The organism is Acholeplasma oculi (genome assembly GCF_900166985.1).
In the GTDB taxonomy this organism is placed as follows: domain Bacteria; phylum Bacillota_I; class Bacilli_A; order Acholeplasmatales; family Acholeplasmataceae; genus Acholeplasma; species Acholeplasma oculi.
Window position 1 is genome coordinate 18,676 of the sequence record NZ_FUZK01000002.1, and the last position, 26,180, is coordinate 44,855.

The window sequence follows — 26,180 nt, forward strand, 5'->3', positions numbered from 1 at the left end:
GGACTACTCGCTAAACCAGTTAGCTTCTTGATAGAAATGCTTTCTGGCTTCTTCTAAATTTGATGAGATTGTTTCTACAACAACCGCACTTAGATTTTTACTATGTAATATAAATCCTGCCTTAATTTGAGGGTTCATAATGATATCTAATCCACTAGGAACTAAGAATTTATCCATTTCATTGATTTCAATTGTTTCAAAATCTTTAATGTTATATCGACTTAGTTTCTTTTGAAACCACTTATGATAGTCTTTAGTCAATCTAAAGGCTTCAATTCTTTTTCTTAATTCAAGGAAAAGTTCATCAATTAAATGCATTCTTTTTTCCATGACTAAAAGATCCAGTGTGCGTTGTTTCACGGATAAGTCTTCTTGATATTGTTTAAAGATATCTCTTGCTTTTGCAGCGAGTATATCTAATTTTTCTTCTTCTAATTCTTTTTGAAATAGTTTTCTTGCTTCTTCAGTCATACCACTAATTTCTTTAGTTAATTCATCAATTTCTGCTTTAGATTCACGCTCAATTGATTTTTTAAAGTATAAACTGAGTTCTTCTGGATTATTAAATTTCATTATACACCTCTATAATTTCACACCTATCGCCTTAGATACATAAGCATCAATTGCATCTCCAATATTGGAATTGCCGTGGCGATCTGGAATTTCTACAAATAATGGACTTACATTTCTAAGTTTTAACTCTGATATCACATCGGGCGCAATTAAGACGACTTTAGTTGTTAACAAACAAATAGCGATTGACTCGTCTTGCATGACAAAATCAAGAGCTTTTAAGAGCTCATCTTTTGTATGTAAAACATCACCTTCGATACCCACTAATCTCATACCTACGAGTGTATCTACATTATCACTTAAAAGATAAAATCTCATATGCTTTTCCTTAACTAATTGAAGGAATTGTATTTAAGATTAAGATAGAGATTAATAAACCATAAATCGCAACACCTTCACCAAGTGCAACGAAGATTAAAGATTTACCTAAGTTTTTAGGGTTTTCTGAAATCGCACCAATCGCAGCTGGAGCTGCTGCTGCAACGGCAATACCTGCACCTAATGCGCTACATCCTGTTGAGATTGCTGCACCTAAATAACCAAACGCTGCTGCTTGATAAAAGAATCCAGAATCAGCAACACCTGGGTCTCCAAACTCAGCACCGAATGCAAATGGTGATACCACTGCAAGCGCAACAAAGAATGTCGCAAATAATCCAATATGTACCATTAAACGGCGTTTTGCGCTTAATGCATTCACTGTACCTTTAAATACTTTAACTAATGGTAATGCAATAAGCACTACACCTAAAACTATAATTCCTAATAAAATCCATTCCATTTTCTTTTCCTCCTAGGCTATTGGATTAAATAATATACCGTCACCATCATAGTAACGTGAAAACATTTCATAAAACTCTAATCTTAATACTTGAATACCGACAATCAATCCTTCAAGTGCCATGACAAATAAGTTACCAAGTGCCATTGCCCACCAGATTTCTCCGTTTTGTGCAAGGACATTAACAACCATCATTAACCCAGCATGTGATAAGACGAATCCACCTACACGTAAGAATGATAATGTGTTTGTTACATAACTTAAGAGTACTTCAAACAATTCGAAGAACCCTTCCATGAAGAAGCCTCCTAAACCATCAGGAAACATTTTTTCACCATGCATCTTACGCTCAATAGGTTCTTTTAAGAATATTAAGAGAATTGGTACGATGATTAATAAAATGATTGGAATGATTGAGAAGAATCCTTGAATTCCTAACAACATTTCAAAGAGAATACCCACTAATATATATCCATAGAATAGGAGCCCTGAAACACCATTAGGTGAACAGATTGCTTGTGCATAATCTTTATGTTTAAATTTGAAGTATGTATTCACAATAATCGATACGAGTATTAATGCAGCACCTAAACCAACTGCGGTTAATAAAAGTGTCATGGTGTTGTGAGAATCCATTGGGTGGAACGGTAAGAATGTAATACCAAACTGACCTAAGAAGTCATAAAGTGGCGTTAACACATGTGCATTACCGAAGAATTCACCATAGATGAGTCCGAAGAATGCACCACTCATACCAATTCTTGTAACAATAGGTCCTAAACTCCAACCCTTAAATTTACCAAGTAAGAATCCTATGAGTGCGAGTAATAACCCTTGACCGAAATCTCCAAACATAATTCCAAAGAGTAACGTATAACTAATTGCCATAAAGGTTGTAGGATCTACATCTCCATAGGACGGGATACCATACATCTCAACAAACACTTGGAAAGGTCTTGTAAACCAATTATTCTTTAGTTTTGTTGGTGGTTGGAATCTTTGATCACTGGTTGCTTCATCAATATCAATTTGAACAGTATCAATACTCTCAAACGTTTTTTCAAAATCTTTTAAACAATTTTTTTCAATGAACCCTGTTAATGAAATTCTATCTCCAAATCCAACAACATACTTTTTAGCTTCATACATGAGATTTAAAAATTCTAATTCACCTTTAATAATACCTAATTTTTCTTGGTATTTTAAACCGAGTTCAATTAGCAATTTTCTAAGTTCATCAATTTCTAATTTATTTTTTTCAATCGTTGATTTTAATACTTCTCTTGCATCACCCGGCGTTCCATGTACGAATTCAGGAATATAAACTCTTTCAAAATACATGGATGTGAATAAGTTATCAATTTCTCTTTTAAATTCATTACTCGTAATATATAAACACCATAGTTCTTTTGTTTCTTTATCTTCACTAAACGGAATGAATATAAATGGTTTATGTTGATAATATGAAACTCTTTCAATACTATCAAATGGTAGTTTACCAAAACGAACACTTAAGAATTTTGTTCCAAATAAATCATCAAATGATAAATCTAGTGACTCTAAGTATTCTAATTGTTGTAAAGCAACCAACATTTTAGAGTTTTCTGATTCTAATCGTTTAATATCGTTAAATTCTACACTAAATGCATGATGAGAATCAACTATATATTGATGCATATCATCTAAGTTATCTTTTAAGTCTCTTGTTTTTACAGGTAAAAGTGTTAAACCTAATTCAGATTCAATTTCCTTAATTTCCTCAATCAACTCAGTCGTTGGATTACCACCATCATAAGCACTTGAACCATGAACGGTTGTCAGTATTTTTTGTGGGTCTACAGGGTGGAATCCCTTGTAGTCTATAAACTTGGATAATAATTCATCAACTTTCTCTTTATCAGCCGTTAATGTTATTAATTGCATTTTTGCTATCATATATACCTCTTAAAATACCATCATCGAACGAATTTCTTCTTCTGGTACTTGATATCTTATACCTTCAATTAAATGGGTTAAATTTGTTACTTCTAATTCTGATAAAATCATATATCCAATAAATACTTTGGAAGGATGTGTTGCATAATACATTAATTTATTTGCAATATGAAACTTTAAATGGTCTGCATAGTATTCTAGATAAATTTCATCTTTATCACCTAAGAACTGACCATATCCCATATCGATAATCATTTGGAAAATTTGATTAGGATCTTCAATCTTGATAATTAAATCCATTTTTTGTTCACTCATTCTGTTACTTGGAATTAACATGGATTTAATTTCTAAACTATCTGCTTTATAAAACTTTTTCAAACGATAAATCTTAATCATGTTTTCCATTTCAATTCGAGAACGGAAAACTTTTTCTAATTCATCTCTTAATCGACCTTTATAATTCTTTTGAATATGCGTAAATGCATAGTCATAATAATCTGATTCAAATAAAGATTCAAACTCATAGTATTTCAAATCATCGTTCTTGACGCGTTCAAAGGGTTTGAGCATTTTTTGATACTTTGTACCTTTAAGTTTAGGAACTAATTCTTGAAGGTTCGTTGTTTTAGAGATTTCTTCAAAATCAATTTTGGAGTATCTATTAAAATAAACCGGTAGATCAGCAACAACATCATAGGTTTCATTGGATATGAAACTACGAATCATTGAAAGTAAGACTTCATGTTCTTGGTGCAATAAACTTAACAAATAAAAAGATTGATCTTTCATGGTTAAAAATTTAATGATACGCATCATCTGATTAAATTTTTGACGACGAATCAATCCTTCCAATCGGCTTCTGTTGATTGTATGTTCAGGAATTTTATCTAAAACTTCTTGATATGCAGGATGCTTTTTTAAAAAGACCGTAACGTCATTGATATTACGTTTCTTTAAAAGTTCTTTATAATCTGCAGGTTTTAGATTATTGGCATGAACCGTCTTTATTTTTGTTATTAAAGCATTACCAACGAACATCAATTTAGTTCACCTAATATATATTTCATTAAATCATTAATCCAAACTTCTTTATTTTTTTCATATTGATCTAAAATATTTTTTTCTTTAATATGAGTCTTTTCTTGATATGCTAAAATACGCTCTTCAAATAAAATTTTTGCATCAGCTTCCAAGACTTTTGTTTGTTCTAAGATTTCTAATCGGTTTTTTTCAGTGAGTTCTTGTTTCATTTGTTTAAATGATAAAAAGAGCTCCTCTTTTTCCTTTTTAAGTTTAAGAATTTGTTCTTGAGCTTGTTGATCGAGTTTTATAACCTCGTGAATTAATTTTTTCATTTTATGTGCGCCTTCTTCCTAAAAACACATGTTATATTACATATAGTTTATCATACAAAAATAAAAACGTATGAGTATATAGACATTTACTTTTGTTATTATAGTCCTATCACTTTCATTTTACAAGGATAAAATATATTTTGTTGTAAATACCATAGATAAACCCCGTAACAGTTAGGTTACGGGGTTTGGTTTATACGACTTACTTAGTTAATGTTGCAATCTTATTCATTGTTCTGATTAATTGTGCAGTGTAGGACATTTCATTGTCATACCAAGCCATAACCTTAACAAATTTAGCATCTGATTTTAAGATTTGAGTTGTGTTTGCATCATAAACTGATCCGTAATGAGAACCAATAACGTCCGCAGATACGATTGGATCTGGTTGATATTGTAATGTTTCATTAGCAGCTTTCTTGAATGCAGCATCGATTTCTTCTAATGTTACTTCTTTCTTTAATTCAACAGTTAAGTCAACGATTGAACCAGTAATTGTTGGAACACGTAATGCAGTTCCATCTAATTTACCTTTTAATGAAGGAATAACTAAACTGATTGCAGCAGCAGCTCCTGTTGATGATGGGATAATACTTGCAGCAGCAGCACGTCCACGTCTTGACATAAAGCCTTTCTTATGTGGTTGATCCATTAAAGATTGGTCATTAGTATACGCATGAACTGTAGTCATGAATCCTTTAACGATACCGAAGTTATCGTCTAATACTTTAGCTAAAGGAGCTAAAGCGTTTGTTGTACAAGATGCACCTGAAATAATTGTTTCAGAACCATCTAAGATGTTATCATTTACGTTGTAAACGATAGTTTTAACGCCTTCACCAGTTGCTGGAGCAGAAATAACAACTTTCTTAGCACCTGCTTGGATATGTAATCCAGCTTTGTCAGCAGATGTAAATAAACCTGTTGATTCTAATACAACATCAACCTTTAAATCACCCCAAGGTAATTGTGATGGGTCTTTTTGAGCATAAATAGTAATTTCTTTTCCATCAACTACTAATTTGTCTCCATTTGTTGATACTTCGTGTCCTTTGAATGGACCTTGTGCTGTGTCATACTTTAATAAGTATGCCAATGTTTCTGCATCCGTTAAGTCATTGATTGCCACAACATCAAATGTTGGGTTGTCAAACATCAAACGAAATGCTAGTCTACCGATACGACCAAATCCATTAATTGCTACTTTAATAGCCATATTGAGTTCCTCCTAAGATTTTTGGTTTTTATTCAATACTATTTTATCATAATATTTTTTAAATCAAGTGTTAATATGATTGTAAACGTTTACTTAGTGCTTCAATTACATAATCTCTTAAGATTCAATTTTCGTGCATTATATGATATAATCATATTATCGAGGTAAGTTAATATGGTACATATGAATGTCGAAATTGAATTTAAAACAAAAATAGATCAATCAAAATATGAGACTTTAATTGAAGCCTTTTCTTTAGAAGGCAACGTGTTTAAGCAAACAAATTACTATTTTGATACAGACCAATTAGAGTTAAATCAACAATCTATGGTTTTACGTATTCGTCAGAAGAGAGAGACATATAAGTTAACGCTTAAATCTCAAAGTGAACATGGTGCTTATGAATATCATATTTTACTAGATCAAGATCAAGCAAATGATATGATTAAAAACGGTTTTAAGACAAAAGATTACTTTGAACAAATTGACTTCTTTGTTAAATTCCAAACATCGTTAGATAACTTTAGAGCATCTACACCTTATGAAAGTGGTACACTCTTCTTAGATTACAATGAATATTGTGGATTAACAGATTATGAAATAGAATTTGAAGCAGACCACTTTGAAACAGGTCTTCAAACTTGGAATAAAATATTATCTAAATTCCAAATTACATTCCAACAAACAAAAAGAAAAAGCGAACGTGCACTTATGTGCATCATTCGTCCATAACATACCAAACTGGTATGTTTTTTTTATCTTTTGAGTCATCATAAAAAAAATAGCCCTTAAGGACTATTCTTCATCATCTATTTCATCAGTCATTGTAGCAAAATAACGACTCAGTGTTTCATCATAGTGTGTGAAATCTTCTTCTGAATTTTCACGCATAATCATTTCTCTTAAACGTTTAGGAATAAATACTCTAATCTCTTCATCATTATATCCAACTTGCATACGCTTTGCATCAACAATAATCGGTCTTTTTAAGACTGAAGGATGATTAATAATAAATGATTTTAATTCAGAAACTGACATATCTTCAACTTCTAATTCTTGTTCTTTAAACACTTTAGAGCGTGTTGAAATAATATCATCAAATCCGTTTTCCGCATGATTGAGCATCATTTCTATATCGGTGTCATCAATTCGATGATTAAACAAGTTTTTTTCTTCATATGGTACCTTATGTTCGTCTAACCACTTCTTAGCTTTTCTGCAAGACGAACAACTTGGAGTCGTATAAATTGTGATCATAAATAAGTCTCCTCCCATGCCCTTACCATTAGAGATAAGTGTCTATGTTTATTATATAGGTTTGTCAAATGATTTACAATAGGACAAGGGAAAAATGTATTTTATGGAATAAGTGAAAACGTATTCATTCAAATATTTGAATACTTTATATACATTTATCATGGTTTTTTATGACTTTCTTGTTATAATAAATACAATTTATTAAAGGTAGGTATATTATATGTCTAAATGGGATTTATCCGTCTTTTATTCCGATGATCAAGCTTGGGAAAAAGATTTTGAATTATTAAAAGGAAAACTATCAAAGTTCCAAGATTTCAAAGGAAAACTTGGTGATTTCGAATCCTTTAAAGCATATCATTTATTTGATGAGGAAGTTACACACTTACTCTATAAAGTCTATGCATATGCACATCTTGGAAGTGATCTAAATTTAAAAGATACTAAAAAGATGAATATGAATCAACAAGTTGGGTTAACACTTTCACAATTATCTCAACTTACCTCATTTATTTCACCAGAGATTATTGCTTTAGGTGAAGAAAAAGTATTAAGTTTTGTTGAAAAGGATGATTACTTAAAACCATTTAAGTTCCCTTATCAAAAGTTATTTAGAAGTCAAGAACATATCTTAGATGCTAAGAGTGAAGGTTTACTCTCTAACTTCTCAGCAATCAGAAATATCCCTACTTCTTTATATCAAGCATTATCTGTAATAGACAGAAAAGATGAAACAATTAAATTATCTGATGACTCTGAAGTAACTGTATCTCAAGCACAATTCCGTGCATTAATTGAGGATGCAAAAACACCAGAAGATCGTAAAAAGATTTTTGAATCTTTATACCGTAAATATGTTGATAATAAATCAGCATTTGCAGCAACTTATAACTTAGTCTTACAACAATTAAGTGCAAACGTTAAAAACAGACAATACGAATCAAGTTTAGATGCAGCATTATTTGGTAACAACATTCCAACTTCAGTATTCCATAACTTAAAAGATGCAGCTTACGAAAACACACATCCATTAAAACGTTATATTGCAATCCGTAAGAAAGCTTTAAAAATGGATGAATACTTCACTTATGATAGATTCTTAGCACTTGCTAAATCTGATAAAAAATATCCATATGAAGAAGCTAAACAATTATTTATTGATGCATTAAATGGATTCCCTAAAGAATTTGTCGATAATCAACTCGATGCATTAAAAGATGGATTTGTGGATGCTTATCCACAAGATGGAAAACGTACAGGTGCATATTCATCAGGTTTTTATGGACATCATCCATTTATCTTACTTAACCACAATGATACATTAGATTCTGTCTTTACACTTGCTCATGAAGCAGGACACTCTGCACATACAATATTCTCTGATAAAGCACAACCTATGCCAATCAGTGATTATACAATCTTTGTAGCAGAAATTGCATCAACATTTAACGAGCATGCATTACTCGATCATCTCTTGAAAAAATCAAATTCAAAAGAAGAAAAAATTGAGTTATTAACTATGGCTATTGATAATATTTGTTCAACATTCTACCGTCAAACATTATTTGCAACCTATGAATATGAAGCCAACAAATTAGTTCAAGAAGGTCAACCAATTAATGAACAAAACTTATCTCAAATCATGATTAATTTATATAAACATTATTATGATTTAGATATTACTAAAGAACCAGGTAAACAATATGTTTGGGCATATATCCCACACTTATTCTATACACCTTTCTATGTCTATCAATATGCAACAGCTTTTAGTGCTTCTCTAAAAATCTATGATAATGTAAAATCTAATGAACCTAAAGCATTTGAAAACTATATTGCTATGTTAAAAACAGGTGGTTCAATGTATCCTGTTGATGAGGCTAAAATCGCAGGTGCAGACTTAACTGTAAAAGAAACATTCTTATCTGTAATTAAACGTATGGAATCTTTATTAGATCAATTAGAAGCACTACTTGACTCTTAAGGGTTGACTATTTATAAAAATACATTAAAATATTATTGACGTTGATTAGAACAAGTAATCCTCCATGACTTATAAAGAGACCTATAGTTTGGTGAAATATAGGAAGTATGGTTGTATGAATGGGCCTATGAGTCAACAATTTCATCAAAGTGCTAGATTTTTATCTAGAATCAAGGTGGTACCACGGATTTAATCATTCGTCCTTTAAAAAGATTATACTTTTTAAGGACGAATTTTATTTTTTAAGGAGAAAAAACATATGAAACGACTTGTCTCAGGGATTAAACCTACTGGAGAATTAACATTAGGTAACTATATTGGTGCGATAAAGCAATTTGTCAAACTACAAAATGAATTAGTAGATACAGAATTCTTTATTTTTGTTGCTGACTTACATGCTATTACAACACCACAGGAGAAACAAAAATTAAGAGCTCGTATTAAAGATATTGCAGCATTTTATGTTGCATGTGGATTAGACCCAGAAAGAGTACATCTATTTATTCAATCTGAGGTCATCGAACATGCATTATTAGGTTATATTATGGAATCTACTGCATATATCGGTGAAATGGAACGTATGATTCAGTTCAAAGAGAAAAAACGTACCCAAACAGAGGGTGTTCGTACCTCACTTCTAACTTATCCTGCATTAATGGCTGCAGATATATTACTTTATGATGCATCCATTGTTCCAGTAGGTGAGGATCAAAATCAACATCTTGAATTAACAAGACTTCTTGCAGAAAGATTTAATATACAATATGGTCAAACATTTGTTGTTCCAGTTGGTCATATAACCAAAGTCGGTGCGAAAATTAAAGACCTACAAGAACCTACTAAAAAGATGAGTAAATCCGAAGGTTTAAGTGAGAAATCCTATATTTTACTACAAGATACTCCAAATCAAATTAGAAATAAGATTCGTTCTGCAGTTACAGACTCTGATCAATCCATTCGATTTGATGAAAAACTTAAACCGGGTATTTCTAATTTATTAACAATCTATTCTGCAATTACAGATATGCCTATAAAAAAAATTGAAAAGAAATATGAACATGAAACGTCTTATCAGGGATTTAAAGAAGAATTAGGTGAGTTACTCGCAAATCATATTGAGTCCATACAAACCAAATATAAATCACTGATTCAATCCAGTGAACTTGATCAAATACTGGATAAGGGTCGTGATTATGCGAGTATGATTGCCAAAAGAAAAATGGCTAAAGTAATGGCAAGAATGGGTTTAGAACGTAAAAAATAACATAAAAAAACGATTGTTCAAATGATAAGCTGAACAATCGTTTTATTTTTATTCGTGTGCTTTAACTTGATATTCTCTCACAGGGTATATTTCATCTCCATCAATTTGCATGTAGGTATCCACGAGTAATTGAACTTTAATATCTTTCCCTCTATAAAACTTAACAAAACTCTTAAATATTCTATGCCAACCAAAATAAATGGTTGGAAATATCAGTAAGAGTAACCATCTAGGAACATCTTTGACAACTACCAATTCAATGACTTTATCTGTTCTTTTGATTTTAGGGGCAAGCATCATACCACCACCAAAATATTTAGAGTGCATACAAGTTGCAAACCAAACTTTATTCGCCTCAAACGATTCCCCGTCCACTGTAATATACGCAGTAACAGGTTTATATTGAAAGAATGATTGAATTGAGTTTTTAAAATAGTTGGATTTATTTTTTATTTGTTTAGATCTGTTTACCTTATAACAAACCAATCCATCTAAACCAACTCCTGTACCATTTAAAAATAAGGAATGCTTATCATTTACAGAAACAGTTGGTAAATTCATAATATAAGGTTTAATATCTGCAAGTTTATGTTTCACTGGAACGCTTCGGATAAAGTCATTACCTGTACCTGCTTTATACATAAAGACAGATGGTTTTAAGTCGATACCTTGAATTTGATTAACGATACGGTTTAAAGTACCATCTCCACCGATGATAATGATTCTATCTTCTTCTTTACATGCACTTAAAAAAGACTTTACATCATGAATATCTAAAAGATTCTTAATATCTACATTGAATCCTTTTTTTTGATGTTTTTTAGATAATTTTTCTGCAATATGCTTATTTTTACCCTTATTGGATAGTGGATTATATAAAATAATGTCCATAATTTATTATTTAAATACGACTAATACGTATTTTTTCTTTCCTCTTCTTAAGATTGCATATTGTCCAAAAGCTTTTTCTGTTTGAAGAACTTTATACTCTAAGTCAGATATTTTTTCACCTTGAAGATATACTGCACCACTTTGAATAAATTCTCTAGCTTCACGATTGGATTTTGCAAGCCTTGAACGAACTAATACTTCAATAATACCATCATTTGTAACTTCAACACGATCTAATACTTTTCCAAGTACTTCAAAGGATGCCTCATCTAATTGATTAAAGTCTCCACTAAATAATGCTTCTGTTACTTTTTTAGCACGGTTTAACTCATCTTTACCATGAACAAATAAGACAACCTCTTCTGCTAATCTCTTTTGAGCAATTCTTAATTCTGGTTCTTTTAAGGATGCATCTATTAATGCATCAATTTCAGTTCTTTCAAGTGTTGTTAATAAATTTAAGAAGTTTTTAATATCATGATCACTACTATTTAAAAAATATTGATACATTTCATAAGGACTTGTTAATGTTTTATCCAACCAAAGTGCACCGGATTCAGATTTACCAAATTTTGTACCATCTGCTTTTAAGAGTAATGGACTACTTAAACCAACAGCATCATTTTCACCAACAACTTTTCTAATAAGTTCTAGACCTGCAGTAATGTTTCCCCATTGATCTGAACCACCAAACTGTATTTTACAATCAATTGTTTGATATAGGTTCAACCAATCGATAGATTGTAAAATCATATATGAAAATTCAGTGTATGAAATACCTATATCCAATCTTTTTTGAACGGTTTCTTTGTTCAACATATAACTGACATTAAAATATTTTCCATAATCTCTTAAAAACGAAATAAGATCTATTTTTGAAATCCAATCATAGTTATTCACAAAGATTGCATTTCCATCTAATAACCCTTTAATTTGAGTTTCAATTTTTTTAGCATTTAATAGTGATTGTTCTAGTGTTAAAAGTTTTCTTTCTGAGGTTTCTTTAGGATCGCCTATTAAACCTGTTGCTCCTCCAATTAAAACGACTGGAATATGTCCATGTTTTTGAAGATATTTCATACGTACAATTTGAACTAAATGTCCAACGGTTAACGATTCACCTGTTGGGTCATATCCTACATAAAACTTAACACCTTTTCCATTAATTAATACTTTTGCTTGTTCCAAATGAGAAACATCTTTTACCATACCTCTCATAACTAATTCATCATATAAGTTCATCATTCAAATCATCCTCTCCTTAAATAAAAATGTCCTTAGATTGAAAAAACAATCTAAGGACGAAATAAAAATTCCGTGGTACCACCTTAGTTCACGACAAAACATCGTGCACTTAAAAATTTATGTGTCTCATTTGTTGTATTTCGATCATTTAATTTAACTTCTGGTTCACACCAAACACCAGATCTCTTATTTTAGTTTTAAATATCTACTTATTGTCAAATTCACAGACGATTAAATTGATTGTCTTTCAATAATACGGTGTGGTAATACAATACGTGTATTTTCGACACCTTTAGATTGCATCAATTTGGTTAATAATCTCATGGATACTGCACCAATATCATATACTGGAATATCAATGGATGTAAGTGCTGGCCTAGATAATGCAGCATACTTGGTATTTTGGAATCCAGCAATTTTTAAATTACTTGGAACGGATTTACCATTTTCAATTGCTGTATTTAAAAACGATACTGCAATTGAATCTCTAACTGCAATTGCACCATCCACATGGATATCCGCGAAGAATGTCTCAAAGTGTGGACGATTAATCAGTGTATCACCACTTGTTCTAAATATCTTAGGTTCTAAGCCAGCCTCAAGCATTGCTTTTGTATAGCCTTCTTCTTTTTTATCATTGACGCTATAACGTCTAGCTGTACTTAATAAATAAATGTCTTTACATTTTTTATCAATTAACTTCTTAGTGATTTCATAACCTGCTTTAACATAGTCAATGGATACGGTTGGTACAATTGGATCACTTGTAACAACGTTTGCGAAAACATATGGAATGTTATTGTCATTAAACATACGTTTAATCAGCTCAACATCACGATCATTTAATTCATCGTTTAAATAAAGAATGCCATCAACTTGTTCTGCAACGATATTTTGTAAAGTATCTAAAACATCTGCTTCCTCATGAATCGTAAAAAGTTTAATGGAATAGTTATACTTTTCAGCAATATCTGCAATCCCACCTAACATTTGTGCAACCGAAGCTCTTGTAATATCTGAAATAACAACACCTACTGTAGTTGTTTTTCTACTTGCAAGACCTCTTGCGATTACGTTGGGACGATACCCTAGTTCTTTAATAACTTTTAATACACGAACACGAGTTTCTTCCTTTACTTTTTCTGGCGAGTTTAACACTCTAGAAACTGTAGCAAGTGAAACACCCGCAGCTCCAGCAACGTCATAAATTGTTGCGTTACTCATAATCATCACCTCTTTATTAAATTCGATTATATCATAAAATGGAAGTGCTTACAATATGTTATGAAACAAAATGAAAAATTTTCATAAAAAGAAAAACATAGTCAAATCAAATAAATAAAAACCAGCATTTTATATGCTGGTTTATACTTAAGCTGCTTTCTTTTCTCTGATTCTTGATGCTTTCTTGCTGAGTGTACGGATGTAGTGCAATTTAGCACGACGAACGATACCCACACGAGCAACTTCTAAACGATCAATAGCCGGTGTATGGACTGGGAATGTTCTTTCAACACCTACCCCATTTGAAACCTTACGAACTGTGAAAGTTTCTGAGATACCAGATCCTTGACGCTTAATAACTAAACCTTCAAATAACTGAATTCTTTCTTTGTTACCTTCTTTAATTTTAACGTAGACTTTAACAGTGTCTCCTGCTTTAAAGTCTGGTCTTTCAAAAAGATATTTCTTAGTGATTTCAGCTAGTAAGGCTTGACCTTTTAATTTTGCCATAAACGATTCTCCTTATTCTACGTCTGTTCATAAGTATAACTTAGCGGACCAGCGTGCGTTTTTTATTATACATGAATCTTTATTTAGATTCAATCTCTTTTTTAAGATTATCTAAAATCTTCTTTTCTTCTTTACTAAAATCCCTTTTTACTAATAAATCCGGTCTTTTAGTGAATGTTTTTCTTAAACTTTCCCTTAATCTCCAAAGTCTTATTTGTTCATGATGACCTGATCTTAATACCTCAGGTACTTCTAGACCTTCATATGAACTAGGCTTTGTATATTGTGGATATTTAAGTAAACCTTGTTGATGTGAATCATCAATATATGATGCTTCATTAATCACACCAGGTAACAAACGAATAATGCTATCTGCAATAACCATTGCAGGAATTTCTCCACCCGTTAAAACATAATCACCAATACTCATTTCTTCATCAACTAACGATAAGACGCGTTCATCAATACCTTCGTAATGTCCACAAATTAAAATGAGATGTTTGATTTCTCTACTCATTTTTGTTGCAATAGACTGGTTAAATACAGTTCCTTGAGGTGAAAGAAATACAGTATAACTTTCATCGGTTTGTATTTGTTTTAATAACTTATGAAACGGTGGATAGATCATTAACATCCCAGCACCACCACCATAAGGTGTATCATCAATTTTTCCACCTTTTAAATCCGTATAATCTCTTAGATCATAAATTTTAATTTCTGCTTGACCATCTTCAATTGCATGCTTAATCTTAGATGTTGTTAAGAATTGGTCAAAGAAATTAGGAAAAATTGTTATTATATCTATTTTCATATCAATCCCTCAATTGTATCAATCATAATCTCTTCGTCTGTTACAGACTTAATAAATTCAGATACAAACGGTATTAATACATATTTACCATCCGATTTGATGACTTTGAGTAAATGACCTTGTGGTACTTCGATGAGCGAATCCACATGTCCGACTAAATAATTATTTTGGGTTAACACACTTAATCCAATGAGTTTAGGTAAATGATATTCATTTTCCTTTAAATCAGTGGGTTCATCAGATGTGAATACTTCTTGATGTTTCAAGTGTTCCACGTCGGTTAATGATAAAAGATTTTCAAAAGCAACCAGATACAATTCACCTTGTGTTCTTACAGAGCGAATTTTTAGTAATTTCCCATCGATATAAACGGTTGAACCTTTTTTAAATCGATCGAAATCTGTATCCTTCTTAATTTTGACTTCACCTTTGATTCCATGGGTGTTAACAATCTTACCTATCGAATAAAGTATCATTTTATCTTAATATGCATCAATATCTAGATGCACACGTTTACCAACTTTTGATGCTCCAGCGTAAACGATCGTGCGAATCGCACTTGCAATTTTTCCACCTTTGCCAATCACTCTACCTAAGTCTTGACTATTCACGAGCAATTGCACGTGAATCAGTTGATCATACTCTGATAGAACTTTGACAGAAACATCATCTGGGGAAACCACTAATGGCATAACTATTTGTTTGATTAACTTTGCAAAATCGACTGCCATATGCTTTTTTACCCCCTTAATAAATTATTTATTTAATACATTGAACTTTTTGAATAAGCTCTTGACTGTATCTGTTGGTTGTGCACCTTTAGCCATCCATGATTGAACTTTTTCACCATTGACTAAAACAGTACCTTGAATTGGTTCATAAGTTCCTACGATTTCTAAGAATTTACCATCTCTTGGTGCTTTTGAATCAGCTGCTACGATTCTATAGAATGGTCTTTTATGATTACCAAAACGTTGTAAACGTAATTTAACTGCCATATTGATTTCTCCTTACTAAATTTTATCCTAATCTATTGTATCATAAATTATTATGCTGTCAAGTATTTTTTCTTGACATCAATCTGTTTGAACTTCAATATTGGATTCTATGTGAAAAAATAAGGAAGGATATAATGCAACAAACCCCTTCACGTTATGAAGTTGGCTTAATAACATCTTTTCACCTTTATTTTCATCTAAATAAACAACTGCATAATTTGATTTTTTAGATACGTATGCTAAATTTACATCAAGCTTACTTAATTTCTTAGGAACTTCTTTTCCTTTAAAATCAACTATATATGCACATCTTTTAATTTCCATCGTCTTTGTCTCCAAATATATCTTCTATATTGATTTCTTGATACTGTCCTGGTTCTAAATTAAGTTTTAGATTACCAATTTGTATCCTTTTTAAATTTAAGACTTCATATCCAATCTTTTTAAACATGAGTTTTACTTGGTGAAACTTACCCTCATCAATAACGATTCTACATTTTTCATTTCTGCAAACTAAATCTTTTGCTACTGCATTGTAGGTCTCACCATGAGGATCTTTTAATAAAACACCTATTTTTAGAGGTTCAAGTGAAGCTTCTTCCACATCTTTATCCAGTATAACTTCATATATTTTATCTAAATGCTTTTTAGGATGTGTAATTCGATGAATTAAATCACCATCGGTGGTTAAAATCATTAAACCTTCACTATCTAAATCCAGTCTACCTGCAATCTTTAAATCCAGTCTTTGATAAGGTTCTTTGATCCATTCAAATAATGTAAGATGCAATGAATCTTTATGACTTGATAAAAAACCTTTGGGTTTATAAAATGATAAAATCACGTTTTCTTTTAAAAAGAGTGGTTTACCATTAACCGATATTTTATCATAAGTCGGGTCTACTTGCATATCAAAAACCTTAACGATGTCATTATTGACTAAAACAGAACCCTTTTTTATGAGATTTCTAACATCTTTTCTACTTCCATATTTTAAATTCGATAAAATCTTGTCTAGTCTGGGCACTCTTTTACTCCTATGATATAATATTTTTAATAGAGGTGAATATTCATGATTAAGATGCAACATATTATTAGAGAAGGACATCCTTCACTGACTAAGGTTTCAGAACCTGTTTTATTACCACTTTCCAAAGAGAATATTGAATTAGGTAAAAGCTTATTAACGTATGTCCAAATGAGTCAAGATGAGGAAATGGTCAAGAAATATAAATTAAGACCATCCGTTGGATTAGCTGCAGTGCAAATCAATCAATTAAAACGTATGTTTGCTATGCACGTTGAAGACTTCGACGGTACATTACACTCATACATCATGATTAACCCAGTCATTGTAGGTACTTCTAAGGAAGAAACCTACCTACCTGGTGGAGAGGGCTGTTTATCTGTTGATCGACCAACAGAAGGTCTAACACCTAGACATTATGCCATTTTAGTTGAGGGGTATCATCTGGATTTAGAATCCTTAACTGCAAAACCTATTAAATTAACATTAGAAGGTTACCCTGCAATTGTATTCCAACATGAGTATGACCATTTAAACGGTATCATGTTTACAACTAAATTATACCCTACTTTACCCAAGGCATTCCCGTTATATGAAACAGAATCTGAATCGGATGAAACCGATTTGGAAAGTGATTCCACAAAAACTGAATAAGAATTTAAAAAGAAATGATTTCTATATTCAAATCATTTCTTTTTATATCGTTATACGGTAACACCTACAGAGACAACTGGTTTATATCTAAACTCTGCAATGGTATGTGATTTTTGGAAGTTTTTATAGCCACCATAGTAATCAAGTAACTCAACTTCTAATTCTTCAATGCTTAATGTTTTACCTAAAATATAATCTTCAATCTTTTGAATCGATGTTTCTATTCGAGATAAAATACCACCTATTCTTAAGTCTTGTATCTCATAACCAAATGCTTTGTTATCTTGATGCCACTGATTTGAGAAAATAGTTTTAAAAAGCTTAATATCTTTATGAACAGTTTTTAATGTTTTTACATGTTTTTTAAGTGCTTCTAAATCTTTTTCTTGATAAGATTTTCTAATATATACACCTAAATTTACCTTTTTTTGAATGACTTTTAATAAAGCAAGCTGTGTTTCAAAGATATATTGATATCGACCATAATAAGGCATTGCTTTTTTCATTTTATTTATATGTTTTTGATAAATCTTTGGATAATTTTCTTCTGTTGAAGTATCGAGTAATCCTAACAGTGGATCATTATATAAGAAATGTTTATTCGCTGTTGATTTATGTTTATAATTTTTAGTTAATTGATTTGCTGAATCAATCAACATAAAATGATCAAAATCAACATTTGTAATTGCTTTAAAGCTCACCTTTACAGAACTATCGACTTCATCACTTCCATATTTAAGTAACCCATTATAAATAATACTTGGAAGAATTGAATAAACTGATGCTTCAGCACCATTATCACCCCACGCTGTAATAATGACTTCATCAACTTGTTTTTCTATACAAGCTTTCATACTTGCTTGGTTTGCTTTTAAACTGAAACGGTTATCGGGTGTGAAACCAATCCATTTCCATGCACCACCTGCAAAAACAACTTTATTACCAAATTGTTGATGCTTTTCAATCATATTTATATAGTGAGAAGCTTCTGTATGATAATAATCCCAGTAGATAAGTCCAACTTCTTTAGGTACAGCATCTAATAACGCTTGAGGTAGTTTTTTATCCTTCGCATAATAATCTCCCCATCCGCTTGCAAAAAACATATCGCTCCACATCATCGGTTCAAATCCATACTTCTTACATATTTCCATGACACGTTTTAAATGTTTTACCATAATATCAAAACGTTTCTCATAACCAAACTTATCTAAGTATTTCCCACGACCTAGCATATAGGCTTCATCCATACCAATATTAATCTTTTTAGATGTAAACATTTGACTCATTGTTTGAATCATCTTTTCGATAAATTGATATGTTTTTTCTTCTCCTACGAGTAAGATATCTAATGTATCAAATATATCTCTATAGGGTTGATATCTTGTTATGCCATTTAAATGAGCCAGTGTTTGTATACAAGGAATGAGTTCAATACCTAATTGGTTTGCATAAGCTTCAATATCTTTGATTTCTTTTTCTGTATATCGTCCTCTTAAATATCCAAAGTAAGGTTCATCTTCCATTTCAAATGTATCTTCTGTATAAAGCATTAATCCGTCATATCCAGATAATGCTAAAATATTTAATAAATGTTTAACTTCTTCTGTTTTTAAAACTGCATTTCTAGATGCATCTAACATAAAGGTTAATTCTTTGAGACGTTTGGGATAATCTATTTGAAATGCTTTATCTAAGCCTTGTTCTTTGATCAATCGAAGACCTACAAAGACTTCATTCAGTGTTTGGTAAGTTAATATAATTTTTGATAAATCAAACGATACATTTAAAGCAGTTCCTTCTTTGAGTATCAGTGGAAATCCTTCATTTGAAACCTTTATATTTAAATGATTTAATATATGTTCTACCGCAGTTTCTACATGTGAATCTAGATTATTTATTTTGATCATTTTATGGTTTCTCCTTTATAAACTCTTGGTTTATTTAAAAACATAATGGATAAAACAGATAATTGAATATGAATCATATCTAACACTTCAGGTTTTAACTTAAGCTCTATAAAATCTTGATATATTTTATAATGATGTTTCTTGGTTTTACTTAGATTTCTATCAAACCAATTAAATGACTTTGCTTGAAGGATTAATTCAATTAAACTAGAATCTAGAATAACAGTTCCTCTATAATCTTTTTTAATCAATCTTTTAGAAATTTCATTGATACGTACAAACCCACCTTTACCAACCAATCTACCAGCACCTGTTGGGTCACAGTCATCAATTCTTAATACACCAATATAATCTCTTAAAAGTCTATAAGCAGTAACCTCTGCTTCTTTTTCTAAAAAGATATACGTTGGGTCATACATCATTTTAACTTTAACATCATCTAATAACTCAAAGATATACTTATAAACATTGGGCTGATGATGATCACTCATTTGTACCCAAACACCAATTTTTAGTTTTCTAATCAGTTTGATATGTTCTCTCATCTGATCAACCATCATTTGAGCATCTTTTATAATATCTTCATGCTTTGGAATCTTATAGAGTATATTTTTAACACCAAGTCGTTTGGAAATACTTAAAATTCCTTCTAATGACTTTGAGTACGCATCTACACTATCCTTATCATGAATAGAATATGTTTTTAATAAAGGATCTAAAACAACAACTGTTTTCTTTTTTAAGAATAGTTCAAGTTTATTTAAATCATCTTCATTTAAATTTAGAATAGATTCACCATTAAAAGCTCTTAAAGCAATTGACTCTAACTCAAGTGTTTGAATCCATTCTATTTGAGTATCTACGGATGCTTTATTATAATCTGTAAAGGATGTTAAATGATCAATCATAGGCGACTCCATTCATACATTAAAATTGAACCTGCAACAGCTACATTCAAACTTTCAACACCTTCGGTTTCTATGCGTATAAAACCATCTAGAATTGATTTTGTAGACGGATTTAAACCATGTCCTTCATTTCCTAAAACAAGCATAAACGGTTGACCTTTTATAGGTTTTGATTTGGAATCATGGGCATCTGCACCAAATGCTAAATACCCTTTCTTTTGATATGTTTGAATGAACAATTGAATATCTTTTCTTTCAAGATAAAGATCAAATAAACTACCTGCTGAAGCCCTGATCGTTTTATCGTTATAATAATCTGCTGAATCTAATGATATAACAACATGTCTAAATCCAAATGCACGTGCACTTCTTAAAAGTGCACCTAAATTATCTGGATTTTGAATATCATCCAGAATAAGGATTTTATCACTTTTAATTGGTTTTGTTATTTTTTTACATACTGCCAATGTGTCATAAACTGTTTCAGTCACACTTAATGTCTTTATCAATTTAGAATCTATTAAAGTACCTTCATAAGTCTCATCGGAAGTTATAATTTCCTCAACAATTAAGTGGCTTTTAGCAAGTTCTACTAATGTTTTTCCATACACTAAAAATAGACCAGTTTGGTCTCTATATTTTTTAGTTTTTAACTTCAACCATAATTTATATTTTTGATTATCTTTAGATTGAATCATAGGAATCATTTCAAACACTCCTTATAGATTATTTAAAGCTTCTCTCACATCAAACCCATGTAATGCAATTTCTAAATCTGTTTCTGGCGTAATTTCTAATGTCTTAATATGATTTAAAGCGTCCATCATCAGTGCCTCTAAATCCACTAACTTTTCTTCTTGTTTTAAGGAAAACTCAATGGTTGGATTGGTAACTGGTCTTTGTGGTACATAAATACTACAACAATCGTTAAAAGGTCTTACAGAAATATCATAAGTTTCGATTACTTTTGAAATATCAATAATTGGGTTTTTATCATAAGTAATCAGTGGCCTTAAGATTGGAAGTGTCGTTACACTTTCAACCACTTTAAGACTCCCTAGTGTTTGACTCGCAACCTGACCAATACTTTCTCCATTAATGAGTGCATCTAACTTATTTTTTATAGCGAATCTTTCACCCATACGGTAAAAGATACGTCTCATAATTGTAATAATATAGGAATCCTCTACAAATTTTAAAATATCTTCATGTATTTTAGTAAATGGTACCAAGTGAAGTTTTATTTTATCATTTGGCATATATTTAGATAGCTTTTTAGATATATCAATCACTTTTTGAACGGATTCAAGTGGAGTTAAAGGTGTTGATTCAAAATGGAACAATTCAACTTCAATTCCTTTTTTCATCATCAAATATGCTGCAACAGGACTATCAATACCACCCGATAACATCACTAATGACTTAGGTCCTAATCCAATTGGAAATCCTCCTAGGCCCATAATCTTACCCATATAAATATAAGCCGCATCTAACCTGATTTCAATATTAAGTATCTGCTCTGGGTTTTTAACATCTACAGTTACACCTTCTAATTTAGGAAGTATCATACCAGAGATTCGTTGCGAAACCTCAAGGGATCCTGATAAAAAAGTTTTATCGATACGTTTTGTTTCAACTTTAAAAGTCGAAGGAAATTTCATTTCTATTTGAATAACCTCTAAAGAAAGTGCTGCAATTTTATCTAAATCTTTTTCTGTCTTATAAATAAAAGAATAGGAATGCACTCCCGATACATAAGTTAATTGTTTTAATACTTGTTGTTCTTCTATTTCATCAAAATGCACAAAAATTCGATCATGTTGATATTCGAATTTAACATTTAATTTACGTAATTTTTGTTTTAAAATTTCTTTGATTTGTTTAATAAAGGCAGGTTTGTTTTTGCCTTTTAATACTAAATCACCAAATCTGACAAGAATCGCTCGATTCATTTTTCATCACCTAGTATGTATTATACCATCTAATGAATAAGCCATGATTTCATTGATACTTTTTTCCATAATTTATAAATATTATGTATATCATCACTTCTAATGAAAAGATTCATGATATACTCTTTTTAGGTGATGAAAATGGATTATAAATTATTATTAAATAGTGCAGAAGCACTCATGAAAGATGAACCCAATACATTAAGTTTATTAAGTAATGCAGCAGCATTTATTAACGACCACATAGTGGATCTTAATTGGGTAGGTTTTTATCTTTATCAAGATGGAAAACTAACACTTGGACCTTTCCAAGGAAAAGTGGCTTGTAACTTAATTTTACCTGGTAAAGGTGTTGTAGGTACAGGCTTTCTAAAAAAAGAAACAATTGTTGTAGATAACGTGCATTTAATAGACAATCATATTGCATGTGATGCAAATTCAATGTCAGAAGTTGTGATTCCTATTATGAATCAAGATGCTTGTTTTGCTATATTTGATTTAGATGCACCTATTGAAAAAAGATTTGATACTGCATTGGTCGACTTTTTACAACATTTTGCACGATTAATAGAGAAAAACATTGACTTTAACAAGGGTTTAATATAAAATAAATAAGCGGTCAAAAGCAGGCCAATTTGTTGTTGTAAATATCCCTTCATCGTCAGGATGAACTAAGTAACTTTCTTCTGCTTGAAAGCGAAAAGGATTTATGCGGATTATATAATAATATTGAGGTGTGTTTACCAGAAAATAAAAAGGAGGTAAATTCAATATGTCACGTTTTACAGGTTCAACATGGAAAGTGTCTAGACGTTTAGGTTATTCTATTTCAGAAAGTGGAAAAGAATTAAAGAAAAGACCTTACGCTCCAGGACAACACGGTCAACGCCGTAGTAAATTATCTGACTATGGAGTTCAATTACAAGAGAAACAAAAAGTACGTTTTGTTTACGGAGTTTCCGAAAAACAATTTAAGAAGACTTTTGTGGAATCAAGTAAATTACCAGGTAAGCAAGGTGAAAACTTCTTGAAACTTTTAGAATCAAGATTAGATAACGTTGTTTACAGACTAGGTTTTGCAGCTACACGTGCTCAAGCTAGACAATTGGTAAATCATGGACACATCTTAGTCGATGGTGCTAAAGTAGATATTCCATCATACCGTCTACAACCAGGACAAAAAGTTTCTCTTAAAGAGAAAAGTAAAAATCTTGTTGTTGTTAAAGCTGCATTAGAAGCACAATATGCGAAAGTAGATTTTGTTTCATTAGATGACAACGGTGTTGGTACATTCTCAAGACTACCAGAAAGAAACGAATTCTTAACAGATATTAACGAACAATTAATCGTTGAATTCTACAATAGATAATAATGAAAAAGACTCCTTCATATAAGAAAGAGTCTTTTTTTTATTTAAAGTGCATCTAAATTTTCATAAATCCATTGCATACGTTCATTCAACCAGGTTTTTAAGTAATTGACTTGTTCTTCATGTGTAGTTGCATCCATCATTGGACGAGTATTTGGCCACCAATACGTATCCATGATATCCCATTTTCTAAAATTCTTTAAAGCTTCTACGCGTAATCGTTCATACATCAGATCAATTTCTTGTTGAATGGGTTCTTGATATGCCTCAATGACTTCTTTAAATCTAGCGATATACTTTTGTTTAAACACTTGATTTTTAATCAGTTCATTAAAAATAAAATTTTGGGTTGCATAAAATCTTTCAGGTAAATAATCATAGTAATCACCATTACCCAACGAAATATCAAAATCCCATAAAGGCCCCATTTTTAAAGGTTCATTATGATCTTTATACATAAAGACACTACTAAAATTAATATCGACATTCTTTGTAATTTCTTGGACGATAAAGTAATTGATAAAACTTTCTTCATCAATGTAGTTGGTATATTGATTCGTCTTAAAGGATTGATACATCCCTGTTAAATAACTCTTTATTTGATTGGCTCTAAATAATCTCGTGTGATCATCTTCTATATCTCTTAAAGCGGGAGACTCCACCAATAATGCTCGATTTCTAAATACAATATACTCATAATTTTCTTCATCACCTGATTCAATTCGAGTCCAATCCTCTAATTCTAAGAAAAATGCATTAGAAGTCTCTGATTCATCGATGTTTAACCTGTTTTTATCAATCTCAACTTGTTCGGTTAACATGTATAGTCCTTCATACTGATGATTGATATATAGATTGACATAGCGGTAATCCAGTGTATAAGAAACACCTGTTAAATCACTTAGTTTATGTCCTACAAAGTTTCTTAATAAAGATTTGTCACCAAACTCTGCAAGTAAGACATAATCTTTGGCAGATGCCATTCCTAAAAGTGATGTTCTTTCATCAAACTTGATTCGATAAGGCTTTTTAGGATATACAAACCAAGTAGAATTTCCTCGACCTCTGACTCTAGCGGTTAAATCATCTTGACTAAATCCATGATCTGAGCTGATACTGATTGTTGATGTTTTATAGTCTTTTTTAGAATCAATAATAGACCCATCATTCGTTTCTATATAAAGATTACTTACAGCTCTTGAGGCTTTATTGATAATTGATTTTTTAACTTCATGAACACCATCAATGATAATGGTTAATTCAAGATTTAAATCATCATAAGAAAACTGATAGACTAATATGCTATCTTCTATTACTTGGTCATGAATTTTATAAGTTAAATCTTGATCCTTATGCTGTGTTGGTAACTCAAGATTTTCTTCATATGTATCTGGAATTAATTCCAGTACTTCTGCAAACCTTACATCTTCTTGACACCCTATAAGGATTGTTATAAACATAAAACTTAATATAGTTAGTATTTTTTTCATAATATTATCATATCATGAAAAAATCTCTTCAGAAAGAAGAGATTTTAGAAAATAATTATTTTTTAGATGCGGCGTCAGTGAATACTAAGAAATTATTAGACTCAAGTGCAGCTCCACCAATTAAAGCACCATCAATATCAGACTCTTTTAAGAGTTCATGAATATTATTAGGTTTTACAGAACCACCATATAAAATACGTACACTTTGAGCGATTTCGCTTCCGTATAAGTCTGCAACTTTAGCTCTTACTTCTTTAATCGTGTCATTAGCCATTTCTGGAGTAGCAGTTTTACCTGTTCCAATAGCCCAAACTGGTTCATAAGCGATAATTGTTTTTACAGCTTTTGAAGCATCAATCTTATCAAATGCTTTTTCTAGTTGAGCATCTAATACATGTTTTGTTTGGTGTGATTCTCTATCTGCTAATTGTTCACCAACACATAAGATTGGTGTTAAGTCATATTTAAATGCAGCTTGCATTTTAAGATTCACATCTTTATCAGTTTCTCCAAAATAACTTCTTCTTTCAGAGTGACCGATTAAAATATAATCCGCTCCAGCTGTTTTAACTTGAGCAGGTGAGTTTTCACCTGTAAAAGCACCTTCATCAGCATAGTGCATATTTTGTGCACCAATTCTTAAATGTTCGCCTTCTCTTTTAACAAGTAGGTTTAATAGAATTGCTGGTGCGCAAATAATAGACTCTACTTGACTTCTTTCAGGCACATTCCCATTAACTGCAAAGATAAACTCTAAAGCCTCATCTTTAGTTTTATACATTTTCCAGTTTGCAGCAATGACTGGTATTCTTTTGTTCATAATCAA

The 26,180-nt window shown here is 31.2% G+C and carries 30 protein-coding genes and 1 other annotated feature; of the genes, 6 read left to right on the forward strand and 24 right to left on the reverse strand.

Annotated features, from left to right (window positions below):
• Positions 1-3: 3 nt before the first annotated feature.
• The 7 genes from B5X49_RS04205 to gap form a co-directional block, all read right to left on the reverse strand.
• A complete protein-coding gene (locus B5X49_RS04205) occupies positions 4-573 on the reverse strand; it encodes a hypothetical protein (RefSeq protein WP_045748951.1) in 570 nt (189 codons plus the stop codon).
• A gap of 9 nt (positions 574-582) precedes the next feature.
• Entirely contained in the window at positions 583-891 is a 309-nt protein-coding gene (locus B5X49_RS04210) for a V-type ATP synthase subunit F (protein WP_045748950.1), read from the reverse strand.
• A 10-nt stretch (positions 892-901) separates the two neighbouring features.
• A complete protein-coding gene (locus tag B5X49_RS04215; protein ID WP_045748949.1) occupies positions 902-1,354 on the reverse strand; it encodes an ATP synthase subunit C in 453 nt (150 codons plus the stop codon).
• A gap of 12 nt (positions 1,355-1,366) precedes the next feature.
• The gene (locus tag B5X49_RS04220; protein ID WP_045748948.1) at positions 1,367-3,289 is read right to left on the reverse strand and encodes a V-type ATP synthase subunit I; all 1,923 of its coding nucleotides are present in this window, start codon (positions 3,287-3,289) and stop codon (positions 1,367-1,369) included.
• Between the two features lie 9 nt (positions 3,290-3,298).
• On the reverse strand, positions 3,299-4,327 hold the full coding sequence (locus B5X49_RS04225; protein WP_045748947.1) for a V-type ATPase subunit: 1,029 nt from the start codon (positions 4,325-4,327) through the stop codon (positions 3,299-3,301).
• Positions 4,327-4,644 (reverse strand): hypothetical protein, encoded by a 318-nt coding sequence (locus B5X49_RS04230; RefSeq protein ID WP_045748946.1) that lies wholly within the window; start codon positions 4,642-4,644, stop codon positions 4,327-4,329. The genes B5X49_RS04225 and B5X49_RS04230 overlap by 1 nt, the downstream gene beginning before the upstream one ends.
• 202 nt (positions 4,645-4,846) lie before the next feature.
• Entirely contained in the window at positions 4,847-5,860 is a 1,014-nt protein-coding gene (gene gap / locus B5X49_RS04235; RefSeq protein WP_045748945.1) for a type I glyceraldehyde-3-phosphate dehydrogenase, read from the reverse strand.
• Positions 5,861-6,043: 183 nt separating this feature from the next.
• Between gap and B5X49_RS04240 the strand changes: the two genes are divergently transcribed.
• Positions 6,044-6,592: a CYTH domain-containing protein gene (locus B5X49_RS04240; protein ID WP_159444484.1), complete on the forward strand. Its 549-nt coding sequence runs from the start codon at positions 6,044-6,046 to the stop codon at positions 6,590-6,592.
• Positions 6,593-6,655: 63 nt separating this feature from the next.
• Here B5X49_RS04240 and spx read toward each other — a convergent pair whose 3' ends face one another.
• Positions 6,656-7,117: a transcriptional regulator Spx gene (gene spx / locus B5X49_RS04245; protein ID WP_045748943.1), complete on the reverse strand. Its 462-nt coding sequence runs from the start codon at positions 7,115-7,117 to the stop codon at positions 6,656-6,658.
• A gap of 220 nt (positions 7,118-7,337) precedes the next feature.
• On the opposite strand from spx, the gene pepF reads away from it, so the two are divergent.
• Together pepF and trpS are read left to right on the forward strand one after the other, a co-directional pair.
• The gene (pepF, locus tag B5X49_RS04250) at positions 7,338-9,101 is read left to right on the forward strand and encodes an oligoendopeptidase F (protein ID WP_045748942.1); all 1,764 of its coding nucleotides are present in this window, start codon (positions 7,338-7,340) and stop codon (positions 9,099-9,101) included.
• Positions 9,102-9,133: 32 nt separating this feature from the next.
• Positions 9,134-9,309, forward strand: a binding site (T-box leader).
• Positions 9,310-9,360: 51 nt separating this feature from the next.
• Positions 9,361-10,365 carry a tryptophan--tRNA ligase gene (gene trpS, locus B5X49_RS04255; protein WP_045748941.1) on the forward strand — a complete coding sequence of 335 codons (1,005 nt, stop codon included), beginning with the start codon at positions 9,361-9,363 and terminating at the stop codon, positions 10,363-10,365.
• A 48-nt stretch (positions 10,366-10,413) separates the two neighbouring features.
• Here trpS and B5X49_RS04260 read toward each other — a convergent pair whose 3' ends face one another.
• The 10 genes from B5X49_RS04260 to B5X49_RS04305 form a co-directional block, all read right to left on the reverse strand.
• Positions 10,414-11,256 carry a diacylglycerol/lipid kinase family protein gene (locus B5X49_RS04260; RefSeq protein ID WP_045748940.1) on the reverse strand — a complete coding sequence of 281 codons (843 nt, stop codon included), beginning with the start codon at positions 11,254-11,256 and terminating at the stop codon, positions 10,414-10,416.
• 6 nt (positions 11,257-11,262) lie between these two features.
• Entirely contained in the window at positions 11,263-12,501 is a 1,239-nt protein-coding gene (gene tyrS, locus B5X49_RS04265; protein WP_245943161.1) for a tyrosine--tRNA ligase, read from the reverse strand.
• A 231-nt stretch (positions 12,502-12,732) separates the two neighbouring features.
• Positions 12,733-13,725 (reverse strand): LacI family DNA-binding transcriptional regulator, encoded by a 993-nt coding sequence (locus B5X49_RS04270; protein WP_045748939.1) that lies wholly within the window; start codon positions 13,723-13,725, stop codon positions 12,733-12,735.
• A 147-nt stretch (positions 13,726-13,872) separates the two neighbouring features.
• Positions 13,873-14,235, reverse strand: coding sequence for a 50S ribosomal protein L19 (gene rplS, locus B5X49_RS04275; RefSeq protein ID WP_045748938.1), 363 nt, complete (start codon positions 14,233-14,235; stop codon positions 13,873-13,875).
• Between the two features lie 79 nt (positions 14,236-14,314).
• Positions 14,315-15,046 carry a tRNA (guanosine(37)-N1)-methyltransferase TrmD gene (gene trmD / locus B5X49_RS04280; RefSeq protein ID WP_045748937.1) on the reverse strand — a complete coding sequence of 244 codons (732 nt, stop codon included), beginning with the start codon at positions 15,044-15,046 and terminating at the stop codon, positions 14,315-14,317.
• On the reverse strand, positions 15,043-15,522 hold the full coding sequence (gene rimM, locus B5X49_RS04285) for a ribosome maturation factor RimM (RefSeq protein WP_045748936.1): 480 nt from the start codon (positions 15,520-15,522) through the stop codon (positions 15,043-15,045). Before rimM ends, trmD begins: the two co-directional genes overlap by 4 nt.
• Before the next feature lie 6 nt (positions 15,523-15,528).
• Positions 15,529-15,777 carry a KH domain-containing protein gene (locus tag B5X49_RS04290; RefSeq protein WP_045748935.1) on the reverse strand — a complete coding sequence of 83 codons (249 nt, stop codon included), beginning with the start codon at positions 15,775-15,777 and terminating at the stop codon, positions 15,529-15,531.
• Between the two features lie 24 nt (positions 15,778-15,801).
• Entirely contained in the window at positions 15,802-16,044 is a 243-nt protein-coding gene (gene rpsP, locus B5X49_RS04295) for a 30S ribosomal protein S16 (protein ID WP_045748934.1), read from the reverse strand.
• Positions 16,045-16,122: 78 nt separating this feature from the next.
• A complete protein-coding gene (locus tag B5X49_RS04300; protein ID WP_045748933.1) occupies positions 16,123-16,368 on the reverse strand; it encodes a DUF2129 domain-containing protein in 246 nt (81 codons plus the stop codon).
• Entirely contained in the window at positions 16,358-17,071 is a 714-nt protein-coding gene (locus B5X49_RS04305) for a pseudouridine synthase (RefSeq protein WP_045748932.1), read from the reverse strand. The genes B5X49_RS04300 and B5X49_RS04305 overlap by 11 nt, the downstream gene beginning before the upstream one ends.
• A 45-nt stretch (positions 17,072-17,116) precedes the next feature.
• Between B5X49_RS04305 and def the strand changes: the two genes are divergently transcribed.
• Positions 17,117-17,725, forward strand: coding sequence for a peptide deformylase (def, locus tag B5X49_RS04310; protein WP_045748931.1), 609 nt, complete (start codon positions 17,117-17,119; stop codon positions 17,723-17,725).
• A gap of 50 nt (positions 17,726-17,775) precedes the next feature.
• On the opposite strand, the gene B5X49_RS04315 is transcribed toward def, so the two are convergent.
• Genes B5X49_RS04315 through thiI form a run of 4 tightly spaced genes read right to left on the reverse strand, consistent with a single transcriptional unit; the run spans position 17,776 to position 22,495 of the window.
• Positions 17,776-19,635, reverse strand: a complete 1,860-nt coding sequence (locus tag B5X49_RS04315; protein ID WP_045748930.1) for a beta-N-acetylhexosaminidase — start codon at positions 19,633-19,635, stop codon at positions 17,776-17,778.
• Positions 19,632-20,543, reverse strand: coding sequence for a sugar phosphate isomerase/epimerase (locus tag B5X49_RS04320; RefSeq protein WP_045748929.1), 912 nt, complete (start codon positions 20,541-20,543; stop codon positions 19,632-19,634). The genes B5X49_RS04315 and B5X49_RS04320 overlap by 4 nt, the downstream gene beginning before the upstream one ends.
• A complete protein-coding gene (locus B5X49_RS04325; RefSeq protein WP_245943159.1) occupies positions 20,540-21,250 on the reverse strand; it encodes a TrmH family RNA methyltransferase in 711 nt (236 codons plus the stop codon). The genes B5X49_RS04320 and B5X49_RS04325 overlap by 4 nt, the downstream gene beginning before the upstream one ends.
• 12 nt (positions 21,251-21,262) lie before the next feature.
• Positions 21,263-22,495, reverse strand: coding sequence for a tRNA uracil 4-sulfurtransferase ThiI (gene thiI / locus B5X49_RS04330; RefSeq protein ID WP_045748928.1), 1,233 nt, complete (start codon positions 22,493-22,495; stop codon positions 21,263-21,265).
• A 141-nt stretch (positions 22,496-22,636) separates the two neighbouring features.
• Here thiI and B5X49_RS04335 point away from each other — a divergent pair, with 141 nt between their 5' ends.
• Both B5X49_RS04335 and rpsD read left to right on the forward strand, forming a co-directional pair.
• A complete protein-coding gene (locus B5X49_RS04335) occupies positions 22,637-23,101 on the forward strand; it encodes a GAF domain-containing protein (protein ID WP_052669900.1) in 465 nt (154 codons plus the stop codon).
• A gap of 166 nt (positions 23,102-23,267) precedes the next feature.
• Positions 23,268-23,864, forward strand: coding sequence for a 30S ribosomal protein S4 (gene rpsD / locus B5X49_RS04340; protein WP_045748926.1), 597 nt, complete (start codon positions 23,268-23,270; stop codon positions 23,862-23,864).
• Between the two features lie 44 nt (positions 23,865-23,908).
• On the opposite strand, the gene B5X49_RS04345 is transcribed toward rpsD, so the two are convergent.
• A complete protein-coding gene (locus B5X49_RS04345) occupies positions 23,909-25,354 on the reverse strand; it encodes a CotH kinase family protein (RefSeq protein WP_045748925.1) in 1,446 nt (481 codons plus the stop codon).
• 55 nt (positions 25,355-25,409) lie between these two features.
• On the reverse strand, positions 25,410-26,174 hold the full coding sequence (gene tpiA, locus B5X49_RS04350; protein WP_045748924.1) for a triose-phosphate isomerase: 765 nt from the start codon (positions 26,172-26,174) through the stop codon (positions 25,410-25,412).
• Between the last annotated feature and the right edge of the window lie 6 nt (positions 26,175-26,180).

Excerpts from the sequence above, each read along its gene's own strand:
- B5X49_RS04205 (WP_045748951.1), bottom strand. The coding sequence starts at position 573 with ATGAAATTTAATAATCCAGAAGAACTCAGTTTATACTTTAAAAAATCA.
- B5X49_RS04210 (WP_045748950.1), bottom strand. The coding sequence starts at position 891 with ATGAGATTTTATCTTTTAAGTGATAATGTAGATACACTCGTAGGTATG.
- B5X49_RS04215 (WP_045748949.1), bottom strand. The coding sequence starts at position 1,354 with ATGGAATGGATTTTATTAGGAATTATAGTTTTAGGTGTAGTGCTTATT.
- B5X49_RS04220 (WP_045748948.1), bottom strand. The coding sequence starts at position 3,289 with ATGATAGCAAAAATGCAATTAATAACATTAACGGCTGATAAAGAGAAA.
- B5X49_RS04225 (WP_045748947.1), bottom strand. The coding sequence starts at position 4,327 with ATGTTCGTTGGTAATGCTTTAATAACAAAAATAAAGACGGTTCATGCC.
- B5X49_RS04230 (WP_045748946.1), bottom strand. The coding sequence starts at position 4,644 with ATGAAAAAATTAATTCACGAGGTTATAAAACTCGATCAACAAGCTCAA.
- gap (WP_045748945.1), bottom strand. The coding sequence starts at position 5,860 with ATGGCTATTAAAGTAGCAATTAATGGATTTGGTCGTATCGGTAGACTA.
- B5X49_RS04240 (WP_159444484.1), top strand. The coding sequence starts at position 6,044 with ATGAATGTCGAAATTGAATTTAAAACAAAAATAGATCAATCAAAATAT.
- spx (WP_045748943.1), bottom strand. The coding sequence starts at position 7,117 with ATGATCACAATTTATACGACTCCAAGTTGTTCGTCTTGCAGAAAAGCT.
- pepF (WP_045748942.1), top strand. The coding sequence starts at position 7,338 with ATGTCTAAATGGGATTTATCCGTCTTTTATTCCGATGATCAAGCTTGG.
- trpS (WP_045748941.1), top strand. The coding sequence starts at position 9,361 with ATGAAACGACTTGTCTCAGGGATTAAACCTACTGGAGAATTAACATTA.
- B5X49_RS04260 (WP_045748940.1), bottom strand. The coding sequence starts at position 11,256 with ATGGACATTATTTTATATAATCCACTATCCAATAAGGGTAAAAATAAG.
- tyrS (WP_245943161.1), bottom strand. The coding sequence starts at position 12,501 with ATGATGAACTTATATGATGAATTAGTTATGAGAGGTATGGTAAAAGAT.
- B5X49_RS04270 (WP_045748939.1), bottom strand. The coding sequence starts at position 13,725 with ATGAGTAACGCAACAATTTATGACGTTGCTGGAGCTGCGGGTGTTTCA.
- rplS (WP_045748938.1), bottom strand. The coding sequence starts at position 14,235 with ATGGCAAAATTAAAAGGTCAAGCCTTACTAGCTGAAATCACTAAGAAA.
- trmD (WP_045748937.1), bottom strand. The coding sequence starts at position 15,046 with ATGAAAATAGATATAATAACAATTTTTCCTAATTTCTTTGACCAATTC.
- rimM (WP_045748936.1), bottom strand. The coding sequence starts at position 15,522 with ATGATACTTTATTCGATAGGTAAGATTGTTAACACCCATGGAATCAAA.
- B5X49_RS04290 (WP_045748935.1), bottom strand. The coding sequence starts at position 15,777 with ATGGCAGTCGATTTTGCAAAGTTAATCAAACAAATAGTTATGCCATTA.
- rpsP (WP_045748934.1), bottom strand. The coding sequence starts at position 16,044 with ATGGCAGTTAAATTACGTTTACAACGTTTTGGTAATCATAAAAGACCA.
- B5X49_RS04300 (WP_045748933.1), bottom strand. The coding sequence starts at position 16,368 with ATGGAAATTAAAAGATGTGCATATATAGTTGATTTTAAAGGAAAAGAA.
- def (WP_045748931.1), top strand. The coding sequence starts at position 17,117 with ATGATTAAGATGCAACATATTATTAGAGAAGGACATCCTTCACTGACT.
- B5X49_RS04315 (WP_045748930.1), bottom strand. The coding sequence starts at position 19,635 with ATGATCAAAATAAATAATCTAGATTCACATGTAGAAACTGCGGTAGAA.
- B5X49_RS04320 (WP_045748929.1), bottom strand. The coding sequence starts at position 20,543 with ATGATTGATCATTTAACATCCTTTACAGATTATAATAAAGCATCCGTA.
- B5X49_RS04325 (WP_245943159.1), bottom strand. The coding sequence starts at position 21,250 with ATGATTCCTATGATTCAATCTAAAGATAATCAAAAATATAAATTATGG.
- thiI (WP_045748928.1), bottom strand. The coding sequence starts at position 22,495 with ATGAATCGAGCGATTCTTGTCAGATTTGGTGATTTAGTATTAAAAGGC.
- B5X49_RS04335 (WP_052669900.1), top strand. The coding sequence starts at position 22,637 with ATGGATTATAAATTATTATTAAATAGTGCAGAAGCACTCATGAAAGAT.
- rpsD (WP_045748926.1), top strand. The coding sequence starts at position 23,268 with ATGTCACGTTTTACAGGTTCAACATGGAAAGTGTCTAGACGTTTAGGT.
- B5X49_RS04345 (WP_045748925.1), bottom strand. The coding sequence starts at position 25,354 with ATGAAAAAAATACTAACTATATTAAGTTTTATGTTTATAACAATCCTT.
- tpiA (WP_045748924.1), bottom strand. The coding sequence starts at position 26,174 with ATGAACAAAAGAATACCAGTCATTGCTGCAAACTGGAAAATGTATAAA.